The following is a 16,847-nucleotide window of genomic DNA, read 5'->3' on the forward strand; positions in this document are numbered from 1 at the left end:
GCATCTCACTGGGCTTTCTTGTCATGCTTGAGTGCATGCAATCTGCTGCTCGACATAGACCCATCCATTTTATATATAGCCACTGAAGATATAGGTGAATAGGACAAAAAAGTCTGCCGAAGCAGGGAATGGATCTCCATGTCCGTGTCAATACTTTCAGCACGGCTCAATGTCCTTTGTATACTGTCTCCAAGCATCCAATAATCTGAATAGTAATTCGCTTCTTTGATAATGGAGGAAATGTTTCGACCGATGGATTTAATAATCAGTTCAGACTGCTCGGAGTATTTCTCCTGAAGCGTGTGCTGAACAAGAAAATAGGTTACAATCCCTATGGCAATAAGAGGAAAGATAATGAATGCCAAGAAAGCTATAAAAACTTTTTTTCTAAGATTCATCATAATTCTTTCCCCTTTTAACTGTAAGCCATTAGCCTTTCACACTTCCCGCAGTTAAACCTTCTATGATTTTATTTTGCAAGAATGCGTAAATAATGGCAACTGGAATTATGCTGTACATAGTTGCTGCAAACATTCCGCCATAGTTAGCGTTTAAAGCATCCCGGAACGCGACCATACCTACCGGCAGCGTTCTCAGTTTCTCCTTGGATACAAGGAGATAAGCCATAATAAACTCATTCTAATTGCCCAGGAAATTAATAATGAATACGGTAACCAATGCCGGACCGCAAAGCGGAAGCACGATTCTCCAAAACAGCCCGTAAACGGACAGGCCATCCATGATTCCCGCTTCCTCCAGTTCGCTAGGAATGGATTTGATAAACGCGGAAATGATTACCACAGATAATGATATACCAAAAGCAATATAAGGTAAAATCAAAGATCCCCGCGTGTCATATATTTTCAAACCTAAGAAATCGAAGTTCAAAATAAACGTATACAACGGAACGAGCAGGGCACCACCCGGAACCATAAGGGCCAGAAGGAGGACGCCCATGACGATTTTATTTAACTTTTTGTATCTCATCCGGGTAACCGCATAGGAAACCATGGAAGCTAAAACAATACATACTGTACTAGCTACAAGGCTGACATACAGGCTATTGAAAAAATACGTATCAAATATGAGAAGTTTTCCAGGCATCAATGTAGTTTTTTAGGGTAAACAATTCTCCGGTTGGAAGGGCAAACGGATGGGAAATGATATCCACATGCAGCTTAAAAGAATTGTTGAATGCCCAGAGAAGCGGGTATAGCGTTACAATCACGTACAACCATAGGACAATATGAATCAAGATTCATTTACGATATGTCTTAGCCATCTAGTTCTCCACTTCCCCTAATTTTTTCGAAATAAAGTGATTGATCAGTGTGATGACCAACGTGAAGATGAAGATCAGTAAACCGATTGTGTTGGCATAACCGTACTCATTATTTTTGAAACCTACCCTGTACATGTAGGTAGCCATTACGTCAGTCATTCCGGCAGGGCCTCCGTTAGTCATTACCATGACAATATCCAAAGCCTTCATGGCTCCAACAATGGACAGCAAAATGACTACGGTAAGAATAGGACGGATCAGGGGTACAGTGATGAAAAGCGCTTTTTGAAAACCGGTCGCCCCGTCAATGTCAGCCGCTTCATATACATCACGCGGAATAGAAAAAATGGCTGCTAGCACAAGTACAATATAAAATCCCGTCCACTGCCAGGCGTTCGTTAACAAAATGGACAGCATCGCTGTACGCTCATCAGCAAGCCAAGGGAGAATCCAATCATCCAGACCCAGACCGATCAAGATTTTGTTTAATAATCCGATGTCATTGTTATAGACTACATAAATCCACAGTACCCCTACAACAGCTGTAGATAGAATACTGGGTAAAAAGACAGTAGGAAGCGTTGACGGAATCATTTCCTTTGCCGCCATCAATATTAGGAAGTATGAAAAATCCTAAGTCATCCACAATTTTGGATTTTTCTTTGTTTGCATAAGTGCTTTGCACCCATCCGCCATCAAAGGACATAGCCGCCTGACCTTGGGCAAAGCTGGCTTGCATGGCATCGTATTTCAATCCAATTGCATTTTTGGTGAAGTACTCTTTCTTCAACAGATCGTCAAAGATTTGGAACCCTTTCACTACGTCCGGATCATTCCACTTGGCTTTGCCGGCAGCGATATTTTCCACAATGTCCACACCAGCCGTACAAACCCACAGCGTATTTGGCATCATGTTGATTACCCAGCCCTCGGCAGCTCCCAGCGCAAAAGGGGTAATTCCTTTCTCTTTTAACTTCTGGCAAAGATCTTCGAACTCTTTCCAAGTTCTCGGAACCTCTAATCCATTATCAGCAAAAATCTTTTTGTTGTAGAAAATACCTTCGACAAAACCTGCTCTGGGCAGTCCGTATATATTGCCGTCTACTGTAAACTCGGACAGATTGTAAAACTTGTCTTTCAGGCCCAGTTCTTCAATGATTGGCGTAAGGTCAAGCAGTTTACCTGTTTTAGCGTAGTTTTTAGTGTCTGTTCCCCCGAATAATTCGAAAATTTCCGGTGGTTGGCCGGACGCGAATTCCGCCTTCATCTTCGTATCACGGTTTACTACTTCGTCAACACCTTCAAGTTCAATCGTAAGCCCCGGAACTTTCCCCTCCGTTTCTTTTACAGCCTTCTCGATTCTTGCTTTCGTCTTGGCTGCATTTTCTTTAATTTGGGTATGCCGAAGCTTCATCGTAATTTGTTTGCCGGATGCCGCGGGTGATCCTGATGGGGCGCTGGACGCTTTCGGATCTTCCTTGCTGCAGCCGACAAGTACGCTTGAAAGTACGAACACGGATGCAAGGACAGTTACAACACTTTTTTTCATACTTGGACCTCCCTATATCCTTTAAATGTTTACACCTTTGATTATAGGGGCCCTGGCCATTTTACGTCAGGTCTTTATTTCCATAATTTGGGGATAAAATTCTCTAGTGAGATATAAACATACCCCGAGGCATACCGCATTATATTATTATCACGGCACTATAAGGCCATGATTATTTCTTTAGTTGCTGCTGCGGAAATAATTCAATCAGGATATGGAACGTTGTAAAAAAGGGCTTCTTGTTTTGTTCAACAGCTTTAAAATCCGCGAGACTTTCTTCATTGAAGTTATTAGCCAAAAATATGTATTTCTTCTTATCAGCTGTTTCAAGAATACTAGGAATTTTCGACAAGTCCACATACGTTTCTTTGCCTGCTTTAATTTGCAGCTCTTTTTCCAATACATCGATCTTCCCTGTTTCGTCAATTAGCAGCAGAGAAATGGTATCATCATAAGGTACGGACTCCAGTTTTAAATACGTAAACGGTTTCGTCAAGTAAGTTTTGCCATTGTCAAAGACAGTATGAATAATTTGCTTGTCTCCATCTGCCAATCTTGCATTTGGATATCTATTTTGAGGTAAATCCTTTTGAATTAGAGATGACTGCTTGTCGATCAGTTCTTTGGAAATGTCTGGTTTATTTAAGAATACAGGAGCCCGTGCCGATCCGATAAAAGAATCGTTATGATAATTATTCATACCATGATCCAATGGAATAATAAATAAATCTTTCTGGCTTTGGTTAGAATCCCAGCTTATTTCAATGTCCACTTCTGTTTGAGAATTTTTTTCATAAAGGACAATTAAAGAAGAACACCACTCTTCAGAGTTCCGGGGTCTAATTTTCGCGTTCTGTAGCCCTTGTAAGGCAACCAAAGAAATTTTGTTTCCTTCTTTTCCGCTTTCAATAACATACGTACCTCTGATTACATCAGAACTCCCGTTTTTTAATAAAAGATAAGGAGTAATATAATCTTCTTCCATACTTATTTCATTCTGATCCGGAATAAAATCTAGACCAAGTGTATAGACCGTAGACGTATCAGCGTTCTCTATCGTGTTAAATTCATTTAGATTCTTATTATTATTGCTAACAATAGTCACATCGTCTTTCGTTAGTTCTTTCACGTTAATAGGACTCTCCTCTTGTTGGGAAGTATTATTGAAGTATATCATCCATCCTATGCTCAACATTACGATAAATCCCAAGAAAAATTTGATCTTAGTCATGTTTCCCCCTCAAAATAAAATAGATGGTATATAATACCATCTATTTTATGCTAAACTGATTCTATAGATTTTTAGCTGATTCAGCATAAAATATTCTAAATGAGTACGCTACTGAATGGTTTGTAATAGATCTCCATATTCCAGGAGTATAGATAATTGAAGAAGCAGAAGAACTTTTACCAGGCGTTCCAAGACCTTTTTGACCAATTGCTTTACCTACCCATCCTCCATTAAACAAAAAAAGTCCGTTTTTTGCAGTTGTCGAATATTTCCAGTTCTTTGGAGTTGTACTGCCAGTACCTATTAATGTTGGGGTTACGGCAGGTGTTTTGTAGATAAGAGATTCCCCCGTAGCCATAGTCTCATAACTTCTAGCTGAGATTCCCCCTTCTGTATTTGCAATTTGACCGAATTCAACGCTAGACTGTTGTCTTTCTGTCTCGCTGTTTTCATATGTAGCTTTCAGATTTGGTCCTGCTTCACTTGCAAGAGCAGTTGTAGATAAAGCTACGGCAAGTGTCATTGTGATACAAATACTCTTTAAGTAATTTTTTCATTTTCGACCTTTATATAGGAAATATTGGTATATTATATATAATAAGGGAAAAGGAACCATTTGTCGAATAAGAAACAGATCAAGAATAGACAAGTGGGGATGACAATGGATAAACATACCGAACTGGCAAAAGTAACGGCAGCCATGCAACAAACCAAAGAGCGCCGAATGTATGAACGCTACCAAGCGATCTATTTGCATTTGAAAGGCACATCCATGAAGGCGATCGCTGACATTTTGAATCGAAACCGAATGACGGTGAGCAGTTACATTCATACGTACGAGAACGGTGGACTGGGAGCCTTGCAAATCAAGCATTCCTCAGGTGCTCCTACTCGGTTGACGAAGCAGCAGCAGGATCGCTTGAAACAAACCGTCGCCTATTCGGTTCCCCATGAGGTCGGCTTTACGGCAAAGCACAACTGGACGCTTGAACTGATTGCCACGTACGTGGAACGCGACTGGGGCCATTGCTATTCGCTCCGAGGCATTTCCAAGGTCATGGAGCGGCTAGGGCTCAGCTATACGAAACCGACCTACACGCTCGCAGCAGCAGATCCCAAGAAACAACGCCATTTCACCGAAACGACCTTTCCTGAACTGAAAAAAAGCTACTGAACGAGGAGATTGATCACTTGCTGTTCGAGGATGAGTCGATGATCCGGGACTACCAGGCGATTCAGAAGACCTGGTTCCTTCGCGGGAAGCAACGCATCATTCCAACCACGGGCAAGCATCGTGGGGTCAAACTGCTGGCCACGGTTGACTATGAAACGGGACACATCGTTTGGCAAGAAGATGAGCAGTACACCGCTGAAACGTTTCTTTCCTTTCTTCAAAAGGTCTTGGCGACTTATCCAACAGGGAAACTGGCTCTGGTTTTGGACAATGCCCGGATTCATCATGCAAAGCTGCTTCGGCCGTTTCCGAAATCCGTCTGCGTGTCGGGCAATTTATGGATGAAATCATGAAGCATCCTCATGCCATTATTGACCGGCTGTGCGTGCGACTTTGATTGCTATTTTCTTTCGTTCAACTTATATAGTAAAACTTTTCCCTCTAATAAAAAGTAAAGCATATCTGCAAAAAGCCCCGGGGAAACCCCGGAGCTTTTATTGTACGGCGGGGTTACTTGCCTGCCAGCAATTTATTATACAAAATCGTGGTTAGAGTACTTCCTTTAGACGGAGCATCTCCCGACAGTTCCCAAATAATGGCACCACCGTATCCTTTGCTGTTAATATAATCCGCCTTAAAGGCAAGTGACTCTTCATCTTCGTACGTGTACATTTCTTTCTTTGAGCGGCTATAAAGCCAAGGTGCTTTCGAGGCCGGGTCCCGGTATTTTACAAAGCTCGAATTGGTCTCCATGTTTGACTTAATATAATAGAACGGATTTTGTCCCCCGCACTCTCCTTGTGAGGCATCGTCCCATATTCCGCAAGGTCCTTTACTGGGACCCGGTACAGCTTTGGCAAACAGCCCGTTTGTCCCCGTTTTATCATCTACACCCATCCATCCTCTCGAATAATAAGGCGTTCCAATAATAATTTTTTCTTTAGGCATCCCAAGCTGTTCGAATTTGGCCGCCGTGGCATCGATATTGAAATTATCGGCAATATCCGGCGGATTAGGATCATCCGGATTCTTATAAACGGCTGATTGATGATTGGTATATTCCCCCAGGACCCATGGTAATCATATGTCATGATATTCACGTGATCCAGGTATTTGGCATAAGCACCCGGATCTTGTGTACTGATTGCAGCAGGCCCTGCCGGAGCCGCAATCGTAAGCTGGTATTTGTCATTTTCCCGGCCATCCGCCTTACTTGCCGCGTCCAGCTTCTCCCTTACTTTGGCAAGCAGAAGAGTAAAGTTCTGTTTGTCTTCAGGCCTATATTTGTTATTGGTTTTCTCATCTCCCGGCTGACCCGGATATTCCCAATCAATATCTACCCCGTCAAATCCATACTTGCGGATGAACTCTAGTGAACTGTTCGCGAATCTTTCCCGTTTTGCCGGATGCGGCAATATCCGAGAAGTTACCGGAAAGCGTCCAGCCGCCGATGGAAATCAGAACTTTTACGTTCGGATGCTGTTTCTTATACTTGTTAAGCTGATTAAAGTTTCCTCTCAGGGGCTGATCCCACGTATCTCCGGGAAATGACATTTCCGTAGCTGCCCAGGAGTCGAACACCCCGATTGTACCGTCAGCCGCCGGTTTGGCAAAGGCATAGTTAATGTGCGTAACTTTATCCCAGGGAATATCGCTTACATAATAGTTGTTATGTCCCGAATATACAGACCATTCCGTATAGTAGCCTACAATTTTCTTACCTGTTGAAGGTCCCGGCTGTTCGCTCGTTTTAATCGTGACCGCATTGCTTGAAGCAGACAGGTTGCCTGCCGCGTCTTTTGCTTTCACTGTAAAAGTATAGGATGTATTCGCAGTTAAACCTGTTACCGTAAAAGAGGTGTTGGCCGTGGTTCCAACTAAGGTTGATCCCTGAAAAATATCATAACCGGTTACGCCTACATTATCGGTAGATGCTTTCCAGGAAAGGCTGACTGTTGTAGAAGTCTGGCCGGTTACGGTTAGGCCTGTAGGAGCCGTTGGCGCCTCATTATCAGGGCCTGGTGTTGGAGTTGGTCCAGGAGTAGGTGTTGGCGTAGGTGTTCCTCCGCCTCCTGTCTGGGTGACTGTATAAGTTAGAGCGGAGGATGTTGCAGTAGTTCCAAAAGAATTGATTAATTCCGCTGTGTATACATATTTGCCCGGGGCTTTCCCGCTGAACGTTTTGGAAGCGGTTTGGGCTTAGGAGAGTTGTCCGTCAGGGAAACTTCATGAACGAGCTGACCGTTCTCGTATAGCTTCCAGGTGGTTCCGTTCTGTCCCCACCACATGTTCATGGTGATGGTATAACTGTTTTGCCCCTCATATTTATCCTGGCTCAAAACAGGCGTCCCTGGCTTCCCGGAAGCTTCGGCAAATACCTGACCTCCGTATAAAGAAGCCAAAAGAATAAATATAATCCCTAATCTGAAATAGGCGAGCCGTTTCTTTTTCATCACTTTGCACATCCGTTCATTTCCGTATACATTTTGCAGATGGATTCAGAAATGAGACTATGACTAAGCTGTAGCTTTTGCCGGAACTTTTTAGAACCCCTCCTTTCTTTAGATCGATGGTTCACAATTCATATAAGGCACGCTGCCAGTAAACAAATTCACCTCCTTTCCACAAAGTAAGCGTTTTCCTTTTTTGGGCAACTTTACTGTTTTTTCGACATTTCCGTTTACAACTCAATGTTCTATTGGCATAATCGATATAGATACATTTTATTTCCAAATCCCGTCTTCCGCCTAGGGGTATATTTCCATCATACAAGGGGAGAATTCTCTACCCCGTTTCGCAGAAAGCCAGGCAGTGGAAGGAGAAGAGGCATGTTAGGATTTATTGTGAATCCGGAGTCCGGCCATGGAGCAGGCAGCAAATACTGGACTCTTGTTAAGGAAACTTTACAAAGAAAACAAATTCCTTTTCTATACAAAATAACTACAGGTCCGGGCCAGGCTGCCGGGCTTACCTGCCAATTAATAGGGGAAGGATGCCGCACTGTGGTAGCTGTAGGAGGAGACGGAACAATCCATGAAGTAACTTCCGCCCTTATCAAAGAGAATGAACATAAAAAAAGCCTGCTCGGCGTTATTCCAGCCGGAACAGGCAATGATTTTGCCAGGGCTCATTCGATTCCGATAAAACCTCTGGAAGCTTTGGAAGTTATCCTGGAAGGCCATTCCGTTAAAATCGATATGCTCGCAACGGAAACACGGACGGCCGTCAATAGCTTTGGTACTGGAGTAGATGCGGAGATCGTTAAAATGACCAATGAGGCTTCTTATAAAAAATGGCTGAACCGGATCGGACTGGGCAAACTCTCTTATCTGATTTCCATCATCCGGCAACTCTTTTTGTACAAACCCTGTACAGTATACCTTAATATTGACGGTAAGACGGTTGCCATCCCTAACATGTGGCTTACGGCAACGACCAATATTCCGTATTACGGCGGCTCAATGAAAATTTGCCCCCATGCGGTTCCGGATGATGGCACTTTTGATATCTTCGTCATCAGCAGCAAGCGGAGATGGACCCTGATTACGGCACTCTTATCCGTTTATTCCGGCAAACATGTTCACCATCCGGCAGTGTCTTTCTATGAAGGCAAGCATATTCAGATCTCTGCAGACCGCCCTCTGCTCGTTCAAGTAGATGGTGAGATGGACCGCGCTTTTCCGTTGGCCATTTCGATCCTGCCGGGGGTCCTGACCGTTATTAAACCCTCTTAGCCAGAAACGACTTGTTTACAACATGAATCGGCCGACCTTTTTGATAAGCTGCAATATTCTCTGCTGCAAGCTTCATCAGTCTCGCTCTGGCTTCTTTTGTAGCCCAGGCAATGTGAGGGGTAATCAAGCAATTGGGGGCTTTCAGAAGAGGATTATCAGGCTCAGGCGGTTCCATTGTCAAAACATCTAATCCGGCTCCCGCTATTATTCCTTCATTCAGGGCATCTGCCAGATCCTGATCAACGATCAGGCCGCCTCTTGCCGTATTAATTAAAATCGCATTAGGCTTCATTAAGCGTATTGCTTCTTTTGAAATCATCCCTTTTGTACTTTCCGTAAGCGGGCAATGCAAAGAAATAAAATCCGCCTGTTTAAATACTTCTTCCTTACTCACTAACGGGCGGTCTGCAGAAGGATTGGGCCGTCCACTGCCAGCTGCAATAACGTTCATGCCAAAAGCCTCAGCAAGTTGTGCGGCGGCCTTTCCTATGCTTCCATAGCCGATAATACCCATTGTTTTTCCTGATAGTTCCACCAACGGGGCTTTAGTAAAGGAAAAGTCTGCACTGGAAGCCCACTCCCCTCCCTTAACTGCATCACTATGTAACTTAACATTATGACAAAATTCCAGAATTAGCGCAAAAACCAACTGGGCTACTGCTTGAGTGCTATAAGAAGGAATATTGGTTACAATAATGTCTTGAGCGGCTGCCGCTTCCACATCCACGATATTATAACCTGTGGCCAGGACTCCAATGTAACGCAGCTTGGGAAGCTGTTTTAATGTTTCTGCGGCCAATGGCGTTTTGTTTGTGAGAATAAGGTCCGCTTCCCTGGCTCTTTCCACGATATCTTCCGTTTTGGTACGGTCATAGACTTGAATATCCTCTGCCAGCGGTTTCACCCCGTCCCAGCTAAGATCTCCAGGATTGAGTGCATATCCGTCAAGTACTACTATTTTCACTGTAAAACCCTCCTGATGCTTTTTCTTATGAACCCATTCTGTCCTCTTCTAATATTCCTCTTAATATGGCGGGGTAATTCGTAATAATTCCGGACACCCCTGCCTTCCAAACAAGTCTCATATACTCAGGTTCATTCACTGTGTATACGTACATGGGGTAACCGGCTTCCAAAGCCTCCTTTACAGCCTCTTCCGTCAACACATGAAAAGCAGGATGCAATGAATAGACCTGAATTGGAGCTTGTCCGGCATATTCGGCATGGCTGAATAAATTGGCTTCATATAAAAGACCAACTTTCACAAGTGGCTCCAGCCGTTTCAATCTAACCATACAATGATGGTCAAAAGAGGATACAATTACCCGGTCCAGTGCTTTCCGCCGCCGGAGCAGTTCCACCAGTCCGGCCTCGGCCCTCCCCCCGTACGAATGCTTAATTTCCACATTTATAAATCTGTCATCCGGAATCAAATCTAGAACTTCAACTAAAAGAGGGACCCTCTCTCCCCTAAATCTTCCTGAAAACCAGGAACCCGCATCCGCTTTTCGAATTTCTTCCAAAGTGAGTCTGGCGATAGTACCTTTCCGGTCTGTGGTCCGGTCCAGTCTAAAATCATGACAGACAACAAGGTGCCCGTCAAGGGTTACATGGATATCGAGTTCAACCCCATCACATCCCTGCTCTATTGCAAGTGCAAACGAGGCCAGCGTATTCTCCGGCCCTTCGCCGGAGGAGCCTCTATGGCCAATGACCAACGGTTTCTTCATAGGTTTGCTCCTCTCACCGCATATAAGCTCTCAAGCAAAATTATAGGTCATTCTGCCTGTTATACCAAGGAATTTTCAACAAACCTTGTTCCGCCCTGATTGACGATTGAAATCACTAATGTTCTTGGCTGATTCATAAAAAAAGGGCATTTTCAAGATTTCCTTGAAAATGCCAAATTCGTGTCAGAAAAAATCAGAAAATAGATTTGAAGCAAATGAACTTACGAAGGGTTAAAGCAAAAGCTTATTTACCCATCATGTGAATCGGATGGCCCAGCGCCCCTTCGGCAGCTTCCATCACGATTTCCCCAAGAGTCGGATGCGCATGAATAGTTAATGCGATATCCTCCAGGGCTGCTCCCATTTCAATTGCAAGACCAAGCTCAGCAATCAAGTTGGAAGCTTCCGGTCCGACAATTTGACAGCCCAGAACGATACCCGTATCCTTGTTCGCTACGACTTTCACAAAACCGTCAGTAGCGTTCAGGGAAAGGGCACGGCCGTTAGCCGCGTAAGGGAATTTACCTGTTGCCACATTGATTCCCTTAGCTTTGGCCTCGGTTTCGTTCAAGCCTACGCTGGCAATTTCCGGATCGGAGAATACAACGGCCGGGATAGCCTTGTAATCAACTTCGCTAGGCATACCGGCGATGGCTTCGGCAGCCACTTTACCTTCATAGGAAGCTTTATGGGCCAAAGCAGCACCAGGAACGATATCCCCGATTGCGAAGATGTGCGGAATGCTGGTTCTGCCTTGTTTGTCAACTTCAATCAGACCGCGTTCGGTCATCTTCACGTTGATCAGGTCAAGGCCGAGTTCCCCGTCCGTATTTGGACGGCGTCCTACCGTAACCAGAACATAATCCGCCGTCACTTTCTTCTCCTCACCTTTTACTGTGAAGGTTACAGTGACATCCTTATCCGTTTGCTCGGAGCTCTGAGCCATAGCTTCTGTATAAATTTCCACATTCAGCTTTTTCAGGTTCTTCGCAACAAGCTTGGAAAGGTCTTTTTCAAAACCTGGAAGGATCGTTTCAGAGCCTTCCAGGACGGTTACTTTCGTACCGAATTTCGCAAAAGTTTGGCCAAGTTCGATACCAATATAACCGCCGCCAATAACCACCATGCTCTTTGGAATTTCTTTCAACTGAAGAGCTTCCGTCGAAGAAAGAATTCTTCCTCCAAACGGGAATGGTTTAAGCTCGATCGGGCGGGAACCCGTTGCAATAATGCAATGTTTGAACCGGTAGCGGGGAGCTTCATGCTCGTTGAAGACACGCGCTTCATGCTCATTGATGAACATAGCCTCACCTTGGAACATTTGCACTTTATTGCCTTTAAGCAAAGAGGATACGCCGCCTGTCAGCTTTTTCACTACGGAATTTTTCCATTCCTGCACCTTGCCAAAGTCCACTTTTACGCCTTCTGCAGAAATTCCCATAGATTCGGAATGAGACATCGTTTCGTAGTTATGGGCTGCGGAGATCAGCGCTTTGGATGGGATACATCCGCGGTTCAGACATACGCCTCCCCATTCCGACTTGTCAACAATCAATACGCTTTTTCCCAGCTGGGCGGCACGGATGGCGGCAACATAACCGCCGGGACCCGCACCAATAACCAGAACATCAATATCTAAAGAGGCATCTCCTACTACCATTTGCTTAACCCTCCATAATCAGCAGTTCAGGATTGTTCAGAAGCTGCTTAATGTGATTCATAAAATGCTGAGCGGTAGCACCGTCAACAATGCGGTGGTCAAAGCTCAGAGACAACGCCATTACAGGGGCAACTACAATCTCGCCGTCTTTTACAACCGGTTTCTCGGAAATACGTCCCGTACCCAGGATCGCAACTTCAGGGAAGTTGATGACCGGAGTAAAGAACATACCGCCTGCGGAACCGATGTTGGTGATGGAAATGGTGCTTCCTTTCATTTCATTAGAAGCCAGTTTTCCTTCGCGTCCGCGGGCAGCCAGATCTCTAATGGAATCGGCAATCATCCACAGGTTTTTACGTTCTGCATCATGGATAACCGGAACAAGAAGACCGTTGTCCGTATCGGTTGCAATACCGATGTTGTAATATTTTTTGTATACAATTTCCTGGCTTTCTTCATCGATCATAGCATTCATAACAGGGAATTCACGACATGCCGAGATTAGGGCTTTCACGATAAATGGAAGGTAAGTAAGCTTCGTACCTTTTTTCTCAGCATATGGTTTCCATTTTTTACGAAGCGCAACCAGTTCTGTTACATCCACTTCATCCATCAGTGTAACATGAGGTGCAGTATGCTTGGATTTCACCATAGCATTAGCAATCACTTTACGGATACCTTTGAACGGTACGCGTTCTTCCGGACGATATTCGCCAGCTGCTGCCGCTGCTTTTGGGGCCTCTGCAGGTTTTTCGGCTTTTGCCTGTTGCTCGGCAGGAGCAGCAGGAGCGCCACCTTCTGCGAAGGCCAACACATCTTCACGGGTTACTTTTCCGTTTTTGCCGGTAGCCGGAACTTCCGCAATATTCACGCCTTTTTCACGGGCCAGTTTGCGTACGCTCGGTGTGGCCAGTACATCTTCCTTATTCACAGACGGAGCGACTTGAACTGATGGATGCTTTGTATCAGGAAGCTCGCTAGACGGAGCGTTGGAAGGTTGCTCAGCAGCAGCCTCTGGAGCACCGGAAGCATTAGGAACTTCTTCTGCTTCAGGAATGTCTCCTTCCGCCTCGATAACAGCTACCGGTTCTCCTACTGTACATACTTGACCTTCTTTTACTTTTACTTCCAGAATTTTGCCCACTACCGGACATGGCACTTCAACAACCGCTTTGTCGTTTTGTACCTCCATCAAAATGGTGTCATCATCGACCTGGTCACCGGGCTTCATGTGTAATGCAACAATTTCGCCTTCATGAATCCCTTCACCAAGCTCCGGGAATTTGTATTCAAAACGAGCCAAAGAAAACAACCTCCTACTGGTCTTATTAAGATTGGAAAACCAAATGTATTGATTCAGTTTTTCTGTATTAGAAATCCAGCACTTTGTTCAAACCATCCACAATGCGGGCTGGTGTCGGGAGCCAGATGTCCTCAATTTGAGCAAACGGATATACCGTATCAGGAGGAGTAACACGCATTACCGGTGCTTCCAGATGAAGGATTCCTTTTTCATTAATTTGAGCGATCACTTCGGCGGCTACACCAGCTGATTTTTGAGCTTCTTGTACGACAATGGCACGATTGGTTTTCTTAACAGATTCCAAAATAGTATCGATATCAATCGGTGAAATGGTACGCAGGTCAATTACTTCGAGCTTGGCGCCCCGTGCTTTCTCGATTTCTTCCGCTGCTTTCAGGGAAGTATGAACCATAGCACCGTAGGTGATAATGGTAGCGTCTGTACCTTCACGAACGATATTCGCTTTGCCCAGTTCTACGGTATATTCACCTTCTGGAACTTCTTGGCGGAAGGAGCGGTACAGGTTCAGGTGCTCCATGAAGAAAACCGGGTCGTTATCGCGAATTGCAGCGATCAAGAGCCCTTTTGCGTCATAAGGATTGGACGGAATTACTACTTTAATACCCGGAGTTTGGGTTACCAAACCTTCCAGGGAATCTGTATGAAGTTCTGCTGCTTTAACACCGCCGCCAAAAGGCGTACGGAATACGATAGGCGCATGATATTTGCCGCCGGAACGGTAACGCATACGGGCTGCTTGAACCAGCATTTGATCAAGAGCTTCATAGATGAAACCGACGAATTGAATTTCGGCAACCGGGCGGAAACCTTGAGTAGCCATACCAACCGCCAAACCGGCAATGGCAGACTCTGCAAGAGGTGTATCGAATACGCGCTCTTCACCAAATTCTTTTTGCAGGCCTTCAGTTGCCCGGAACACTCCGCCTACATGTCCAACGTCTTCGCCGAACAGCAGGACATTTTTATCTCTTTCCAATTCAACGCGCATAGCGTCTTTAATCGCTTGAATCATCGTCATTTGTGCCATGACTTTTATTGCCTCCCGTTTCTTGAATAGTTCCCTAGCTCAAACAAGCTTAGGAGAATTGTGCTTTTTGCTCTTCGAGATGTTTGGGCGTAGTTTCGAACATGGAATCAATCAGACCGGCAACGGTCATTTTTTCCGTCTGCTCCGCTTTTTTGATTTGCTCGGCAACCGTTGCTTTCGCCTCTTCTTTAACTTTGGCTTCTTCCTCTTCACTCCACAGGCCTTTAGCAGTCATGAAGTTGCGGAAACGGACAATCGGATCCTTCGGTGCCCATTCGCCTTCTTCATCTTTCGTACGGTATTTGGAAGTATCGTCAGCCATGGAATGCGGCTTAAAGCGATAAGTCAGGGATTCAATAAGAGTGGCACCTTCACCGTTGCGCGCTTTTTCAGCCGCCTCGTGAACAGCCGCATATACAGCCAGAACGTCCATACCATCCACTTGAACACCACGGATACCAGTAGCCAGAGCTTTATGCGCAATAGACTGGGCCGCGGTTTGTTTGGAGAATGGAGTGGTAATGGCATAACCATTGTTTTGTACCATATAGATCGCAGGCAATTTGAACGCACCCGCGAAGTTCAGACCTTCGTAGAAGTCGCCTTCGGAGCTTCCGCCATCACCTGTGTAAGTAATGGCTACACGTTTTTCGCCTTTCTTCTTAAACGCCATAGCAACACCTGTTGCATGAAGGATTTGAGCGCCGATGATGATCTGCGGCATCAGTACGTTCACATCATCCGGAATTTGGCCGCCATGCTGATGTCCACGGGAGTAGAGGAAAGCTTGGTACATAGGAAGACCATGCCATACAATTTGCGGTATATCCCGGTAACCCGGACAGATAAAGTCTTCTTTATTCAGTGCAAACTCACTACCAATCATGCTGGCTTCTTGTCCGGACACCGGTGCATAAAAACCAAGACGGCCTTGACGGCCCAGGTTAATGGCTCTTTCATCCCAAACGCGAGTAAAGACCATGCGTCTCATTAATTCTTTGAGCTGGTCGTCACTTAGCTTAGGCATTTTCTCTTCGTTTACTACTGTTCCGTCCGGAGCGATAATCGTCAACGGCTGAACATTCTCTGAGCTTACTTCGTACGGCTTACTCATTGTTTGTTTCACCTCATATATGGATTTCATATCAGTGAGAAAAATCATTTTCTATTATAGTTATTATTATATACCTGTTTTTTAAAAATGTACATCTCTTTACTTGATAAATATGATATATAATATAGAAAGATAGTATTACAGTTATTCCAATGATATAATACAGTTCTCTGTAAAACGCTTTCTCTATTATAATACACAATTGATATTTCACCTGAAAGGAAGGGCCCTTTATGACAGATTCCAAATACTACAAACGCACCATACTCAAGGAAGAACTTCACTCCGAATATCTACAAGAAACCAGATCATTACGTGTATACCTTCCCCCTGGTTACAATGAACTGTTATCGTATCCGGTGATTTACTGTCAGGACGGCGAGCAATTTTTTAACTTCGGAAGAATCGCTACTAGTATGAATCAGGCGATTTTTGATGATAGTCTGGAGCCGGCCATTATTGTCGGTGTGGATGTCAAACTTGCAACCCGCACGGCGGAATACTCCCGCAACGGAAATAAACACCAGGCCTACTTGCAATTCTTCACCAGCGAACTGCTCCCGTATATTGAAGAAAAATATTCGATCAGGCAGACGAAAGATGAACGGATTGTTGCGGGGGATTCGCTCGGCGGAACAGTCTCGCTTCACCTTGCCTTAGATTATCCTGACCTTTTTTCCAACGTGCTATCCTTCTCCGGCGCATTTTATGAAATCACCCGGCAACAGCTGGCCGCTTCGGGTGATCTGTCATGGCTGAATCTCTATATGATTATAGGCCTGGATGAGCTTGCCGTTGAGACAGACCATGGTACCTTTAATTTCCTTGAGGAAAACCGTCTGACACATGAACTCTTGAAACAAAAGGGAACCCGGTTATTCTATGAAGAAAAACCAGGGAAGCATCTGTGGGGGTTTTGGCAGAAGGAAATTCCCGCCGCACTTCGACATTTTCTCGGGTGATACGAAAAAGAACGTGCTGACTGGTCATTGCCCCGTTAAGTAGACAGTAAAAAAGAGGTA

At 44.8% G+C, this 16,847-nt stretch carries 18 protein-coding genes and 1 pseudogene; 4 read left to right on the forward strand and 15 right to left on the reverse strand.

Features of this window, described 5'->3' with window-relative positions:
* Positions 1–5 precede the first annotated feature (5 nt).
* From BXP28_RS09320 to BXP28_RS09345, 7 genes are all read right to left on the reverse strand, one after another.
* A complete protein-coding gene (locus tag BXP28_RS09320) occupies positions 6–401 on the reverse strand; it encodes a hypothetical protein (protein WP_023483812.1) in 396 nt (131 codons plus the stop codon).
* Between the two features lie 28 nt (positions 402–429).
* Positions 430–627: an ABC transporter permease family protein gene (locus BXP28_RS25075; protein ID WP_023483811.1), complete on the reverse strand. Its 198-nt coding sequence runs from the start codon at positions 625–627 to the stop codon at positions 430–432.
* A gap of 12 nt (positions 628–639) precedes the next feature.
* Positions 640–1,104, reverse strand: coding sequence for a carbohydrate ABC transporter permease (locus BXP28_RS25080; RefSeq protein WP_311795155.1), 465 nt, complete (start codon positions 1,102–1,104; stop codon positions 640–642).
* Positions 1,105–1,282: 178 nt separating this feature from the next.
* The gene (locus tag BXP28_RS09330) at positions 1,283–1,876 is read right to left on the reverse strand and encodes a carbohydrate ABC transporter permease (RefSeq protein WP_309555798.1); all 594 of its coding nucleotides are present in this window, start codon (positions 1,874–1,876) and stop codon (positions 1,283–1,285) included.
* Positions 1,788–2,831, reverse strand: a complete 1,044-nt coding sequence (locus BXP28_RS09335; RefSeq protein WP_023483808.1) for an ABC transporter substrate-binding protein — start codon at positions 2,829–2,831, stop codon at positions 1,788–1,790. The genes BXP28_RS09330 and BXP28_RS09335 overlap by 89 nt, the downstream gene beginning before the upstream one ends.
* 172 nt (positions 2,832–3,003) lie before the next feature.
* Positions 3,004–4,062 carry a hypothetical protein gene (locus tag BXP28_RS09340; RefSeq protein ID WP_077585020.1) on the reverse strand — a complete coding sequence of 353 codons (1,059 nt, stop codon included), beginning with the start codon at positions 4,060–4,062 and terminating at the stop codon, positions 3,004–3,006.
* A 61-nt stretch (positions 4,063–4,123) separates the two neighbouring features.
* A complete protein-coding gene (locus BXP28_RS09345) occupies positions 4,124–4,585 on the reverse strand; it encodes a hypothetical protein (RefSeq protein ID WP_077585021.1) in 462 nt (153 codons plus the stop codon).
* A gap of 138 nt (positions 4,586–4,723) precedes the next feature.
* Between BXP28_RS09345 and BXP28_RS22695 the strand changes: the two genes are divergently transcribed.
* Both BXP28_RS22695 and BXP28_RS22700 read left to right on the forward strand, forming a co-directional pair.
* On the forward strand, positions 4,724–5,236 hold the full coding sequence (locus BXP28_RS22695; RefSeq protein WP_023484369.1) for a helix-turn-helix domain-containing protein: 513 nt from the start codon (positions 4,724–4,726) through the stop codon (positions 5,234–5,236).
* A 17-nt stretch (positions 5,237–5,253) separates the two neighbouring features.
* Positions 5,254–5,589: a transposase gene (locus BXP28_RS22700; RefSeq protein ID WP_104932553.1), complete on the forward strand. Its 336-nt coding sequence runs from the start codon at positions 5,254–5,256 to the stop codon at positions 5,587–5,589.
* 157 nt (positions 5,590–5,746) lie between these two features.
* Here BXP28_RS22700 and BXP28_RS25085 read toward each other — a convergent pair.
* A pseudogene (locus tag BXP28_RS25085) lies at positions 5,747–7,369 on the reverse strand (glycosyl hydrolase family 18 protein).
* Positions 7,369–7,689, reverse strand: coding sequence for an early set domain-containing protein (locus BXP28_RS09370; protein WP_144029554.1), 321 nt, complete (start codon positions 7,687–7,689; stop codon positions 7,369–7,371). Before BXP28_RS09370 ends, BXP28_RS25085 begins: the two are co-directional and overlap by 1 nt.
* A 375-nt stretch (positions 7,690–8,064) precedes the next feature.
* Between BXP28_RS09370 and BXP28_RS09375 the strand changes: the two genes are divergently transcribed.
* Positions 8,065–8,970 (forward strand): diacylglycerol/lipid kinase family protein, encoded by a 906-nt coding sequence (locus tag BXP28_RS09375; RefSeq protein ID WP_023482748.1) that lies wholly within the window; start codon positions 8,065–8,067, stop codon positions 8,968–8,970.
* Here BXP28_RS09375 and BXP28_RS09380 read toward each other — a convergent pair.
* From BXP28_RS09380 to pdhA, 6 genes are all read right to left on the reverse strand, one after another.
* A complete protein-coding gene (locus BXP28_RS09380) occupies positions 8,957–9,934 on the reverse strand; it encodes a D-2-hydroxyacid dehydrogenase (RefSeq protein ID WP_023482749.1) in 978 nt (325 codons plus the stop codon). The genes BXP28_RS09375 and BXP28_RS09380 overlap by 14 nt on opposite strands.
* 25 nt (positions 9,935–9,959) lie before the next feature.
* Entirely contained in the window at positions 9,960–10,700 is a 741-nt protein-coding gene (locus BXP28_RS09385) for a glycerophosphodiester phosphodiesterase (RefSeq protein ID WP_023482750.1), read from the reverse strand.
* Between the two features lie 244 nt (positions 10,701–10,944).
* Entirely contained in the window at positions 10,945–12,360 is a 1,416-nt protein-coding gene (gene lpdA / locus BXP28_RS09390; protein WP_023482751.1) for a dihydrolipoyl dehydrogenase, read from the reverse strand.
* Between the two features lie 4 nt (positions 12,361–12,364).
* Positions 12,365–13,663, reverse strand: coding sequence for a dihydrolipoamide acetyltransferase family protein (locus tag BXP28_RS09395; RefSeq protein ID WP_036656417.1), 1,299 nt, complete (start codon positions 13,661–13,663; stop codon positions 12,365–12,367).
* 67 nt (positions 13,664–13,730) lie between these two features.
* Positions 13,731–14,711 carry an alpha-ketoacid dehydrogenase subunit beta gene (locus tag BXP28_RS09400; RefSeq protein ID WP_023482753.1) on the reverse strand — a complete coding sequence of 327 codons (981 nt, stop codon included), beginning with the start codon at positions 14,709–14,711 and terminating at the stop codon, positions 13,731–13,733.
* Between the two features lie 49 nt (positions 14,712–14,760).
* Complete coding sequence (gene pdhA, locus BXP28_RS09405; RefSeq protein WP_036656413.1) at positions 14,761–15,825, reverse strand: pyruvate dehydrogenase (acetyl-transferring) E1 component subunit alpha; 1,065 nt, start codon at positions 15,823–15,825, stop codon at positions 14,761–14,763.
* A gap of 233 nt (positions 15,826–16,058) precedes the next feature.
* Here pdhA and BXP28_RS09410 point away from each other — a divergent pair, with 233 nt between their 5' ends.
* On the forward strand, positions 16,059–16,787 hold the full coding sequence (locus BXP28_RS09410; RefSeq protein ID WP_024093479.1) for an alpha/beta hydrolase: 729 nt from the start codon (positions 16,059–16,061) through the stop codon (positions 16,785–16,787).
* Positions 16,788–16,847 lie beyond the last annotated feature (60 nt).

The organism is Paenibacillus larvae subsp. larvae (genome assembly GCF_002003265.1).
Lineage (GTDB): Bacteria > Bacillota > Bacilli > Paenibacillales > NBRC-103111 > Paenibacillus_H > Paenibacillus_H larvae.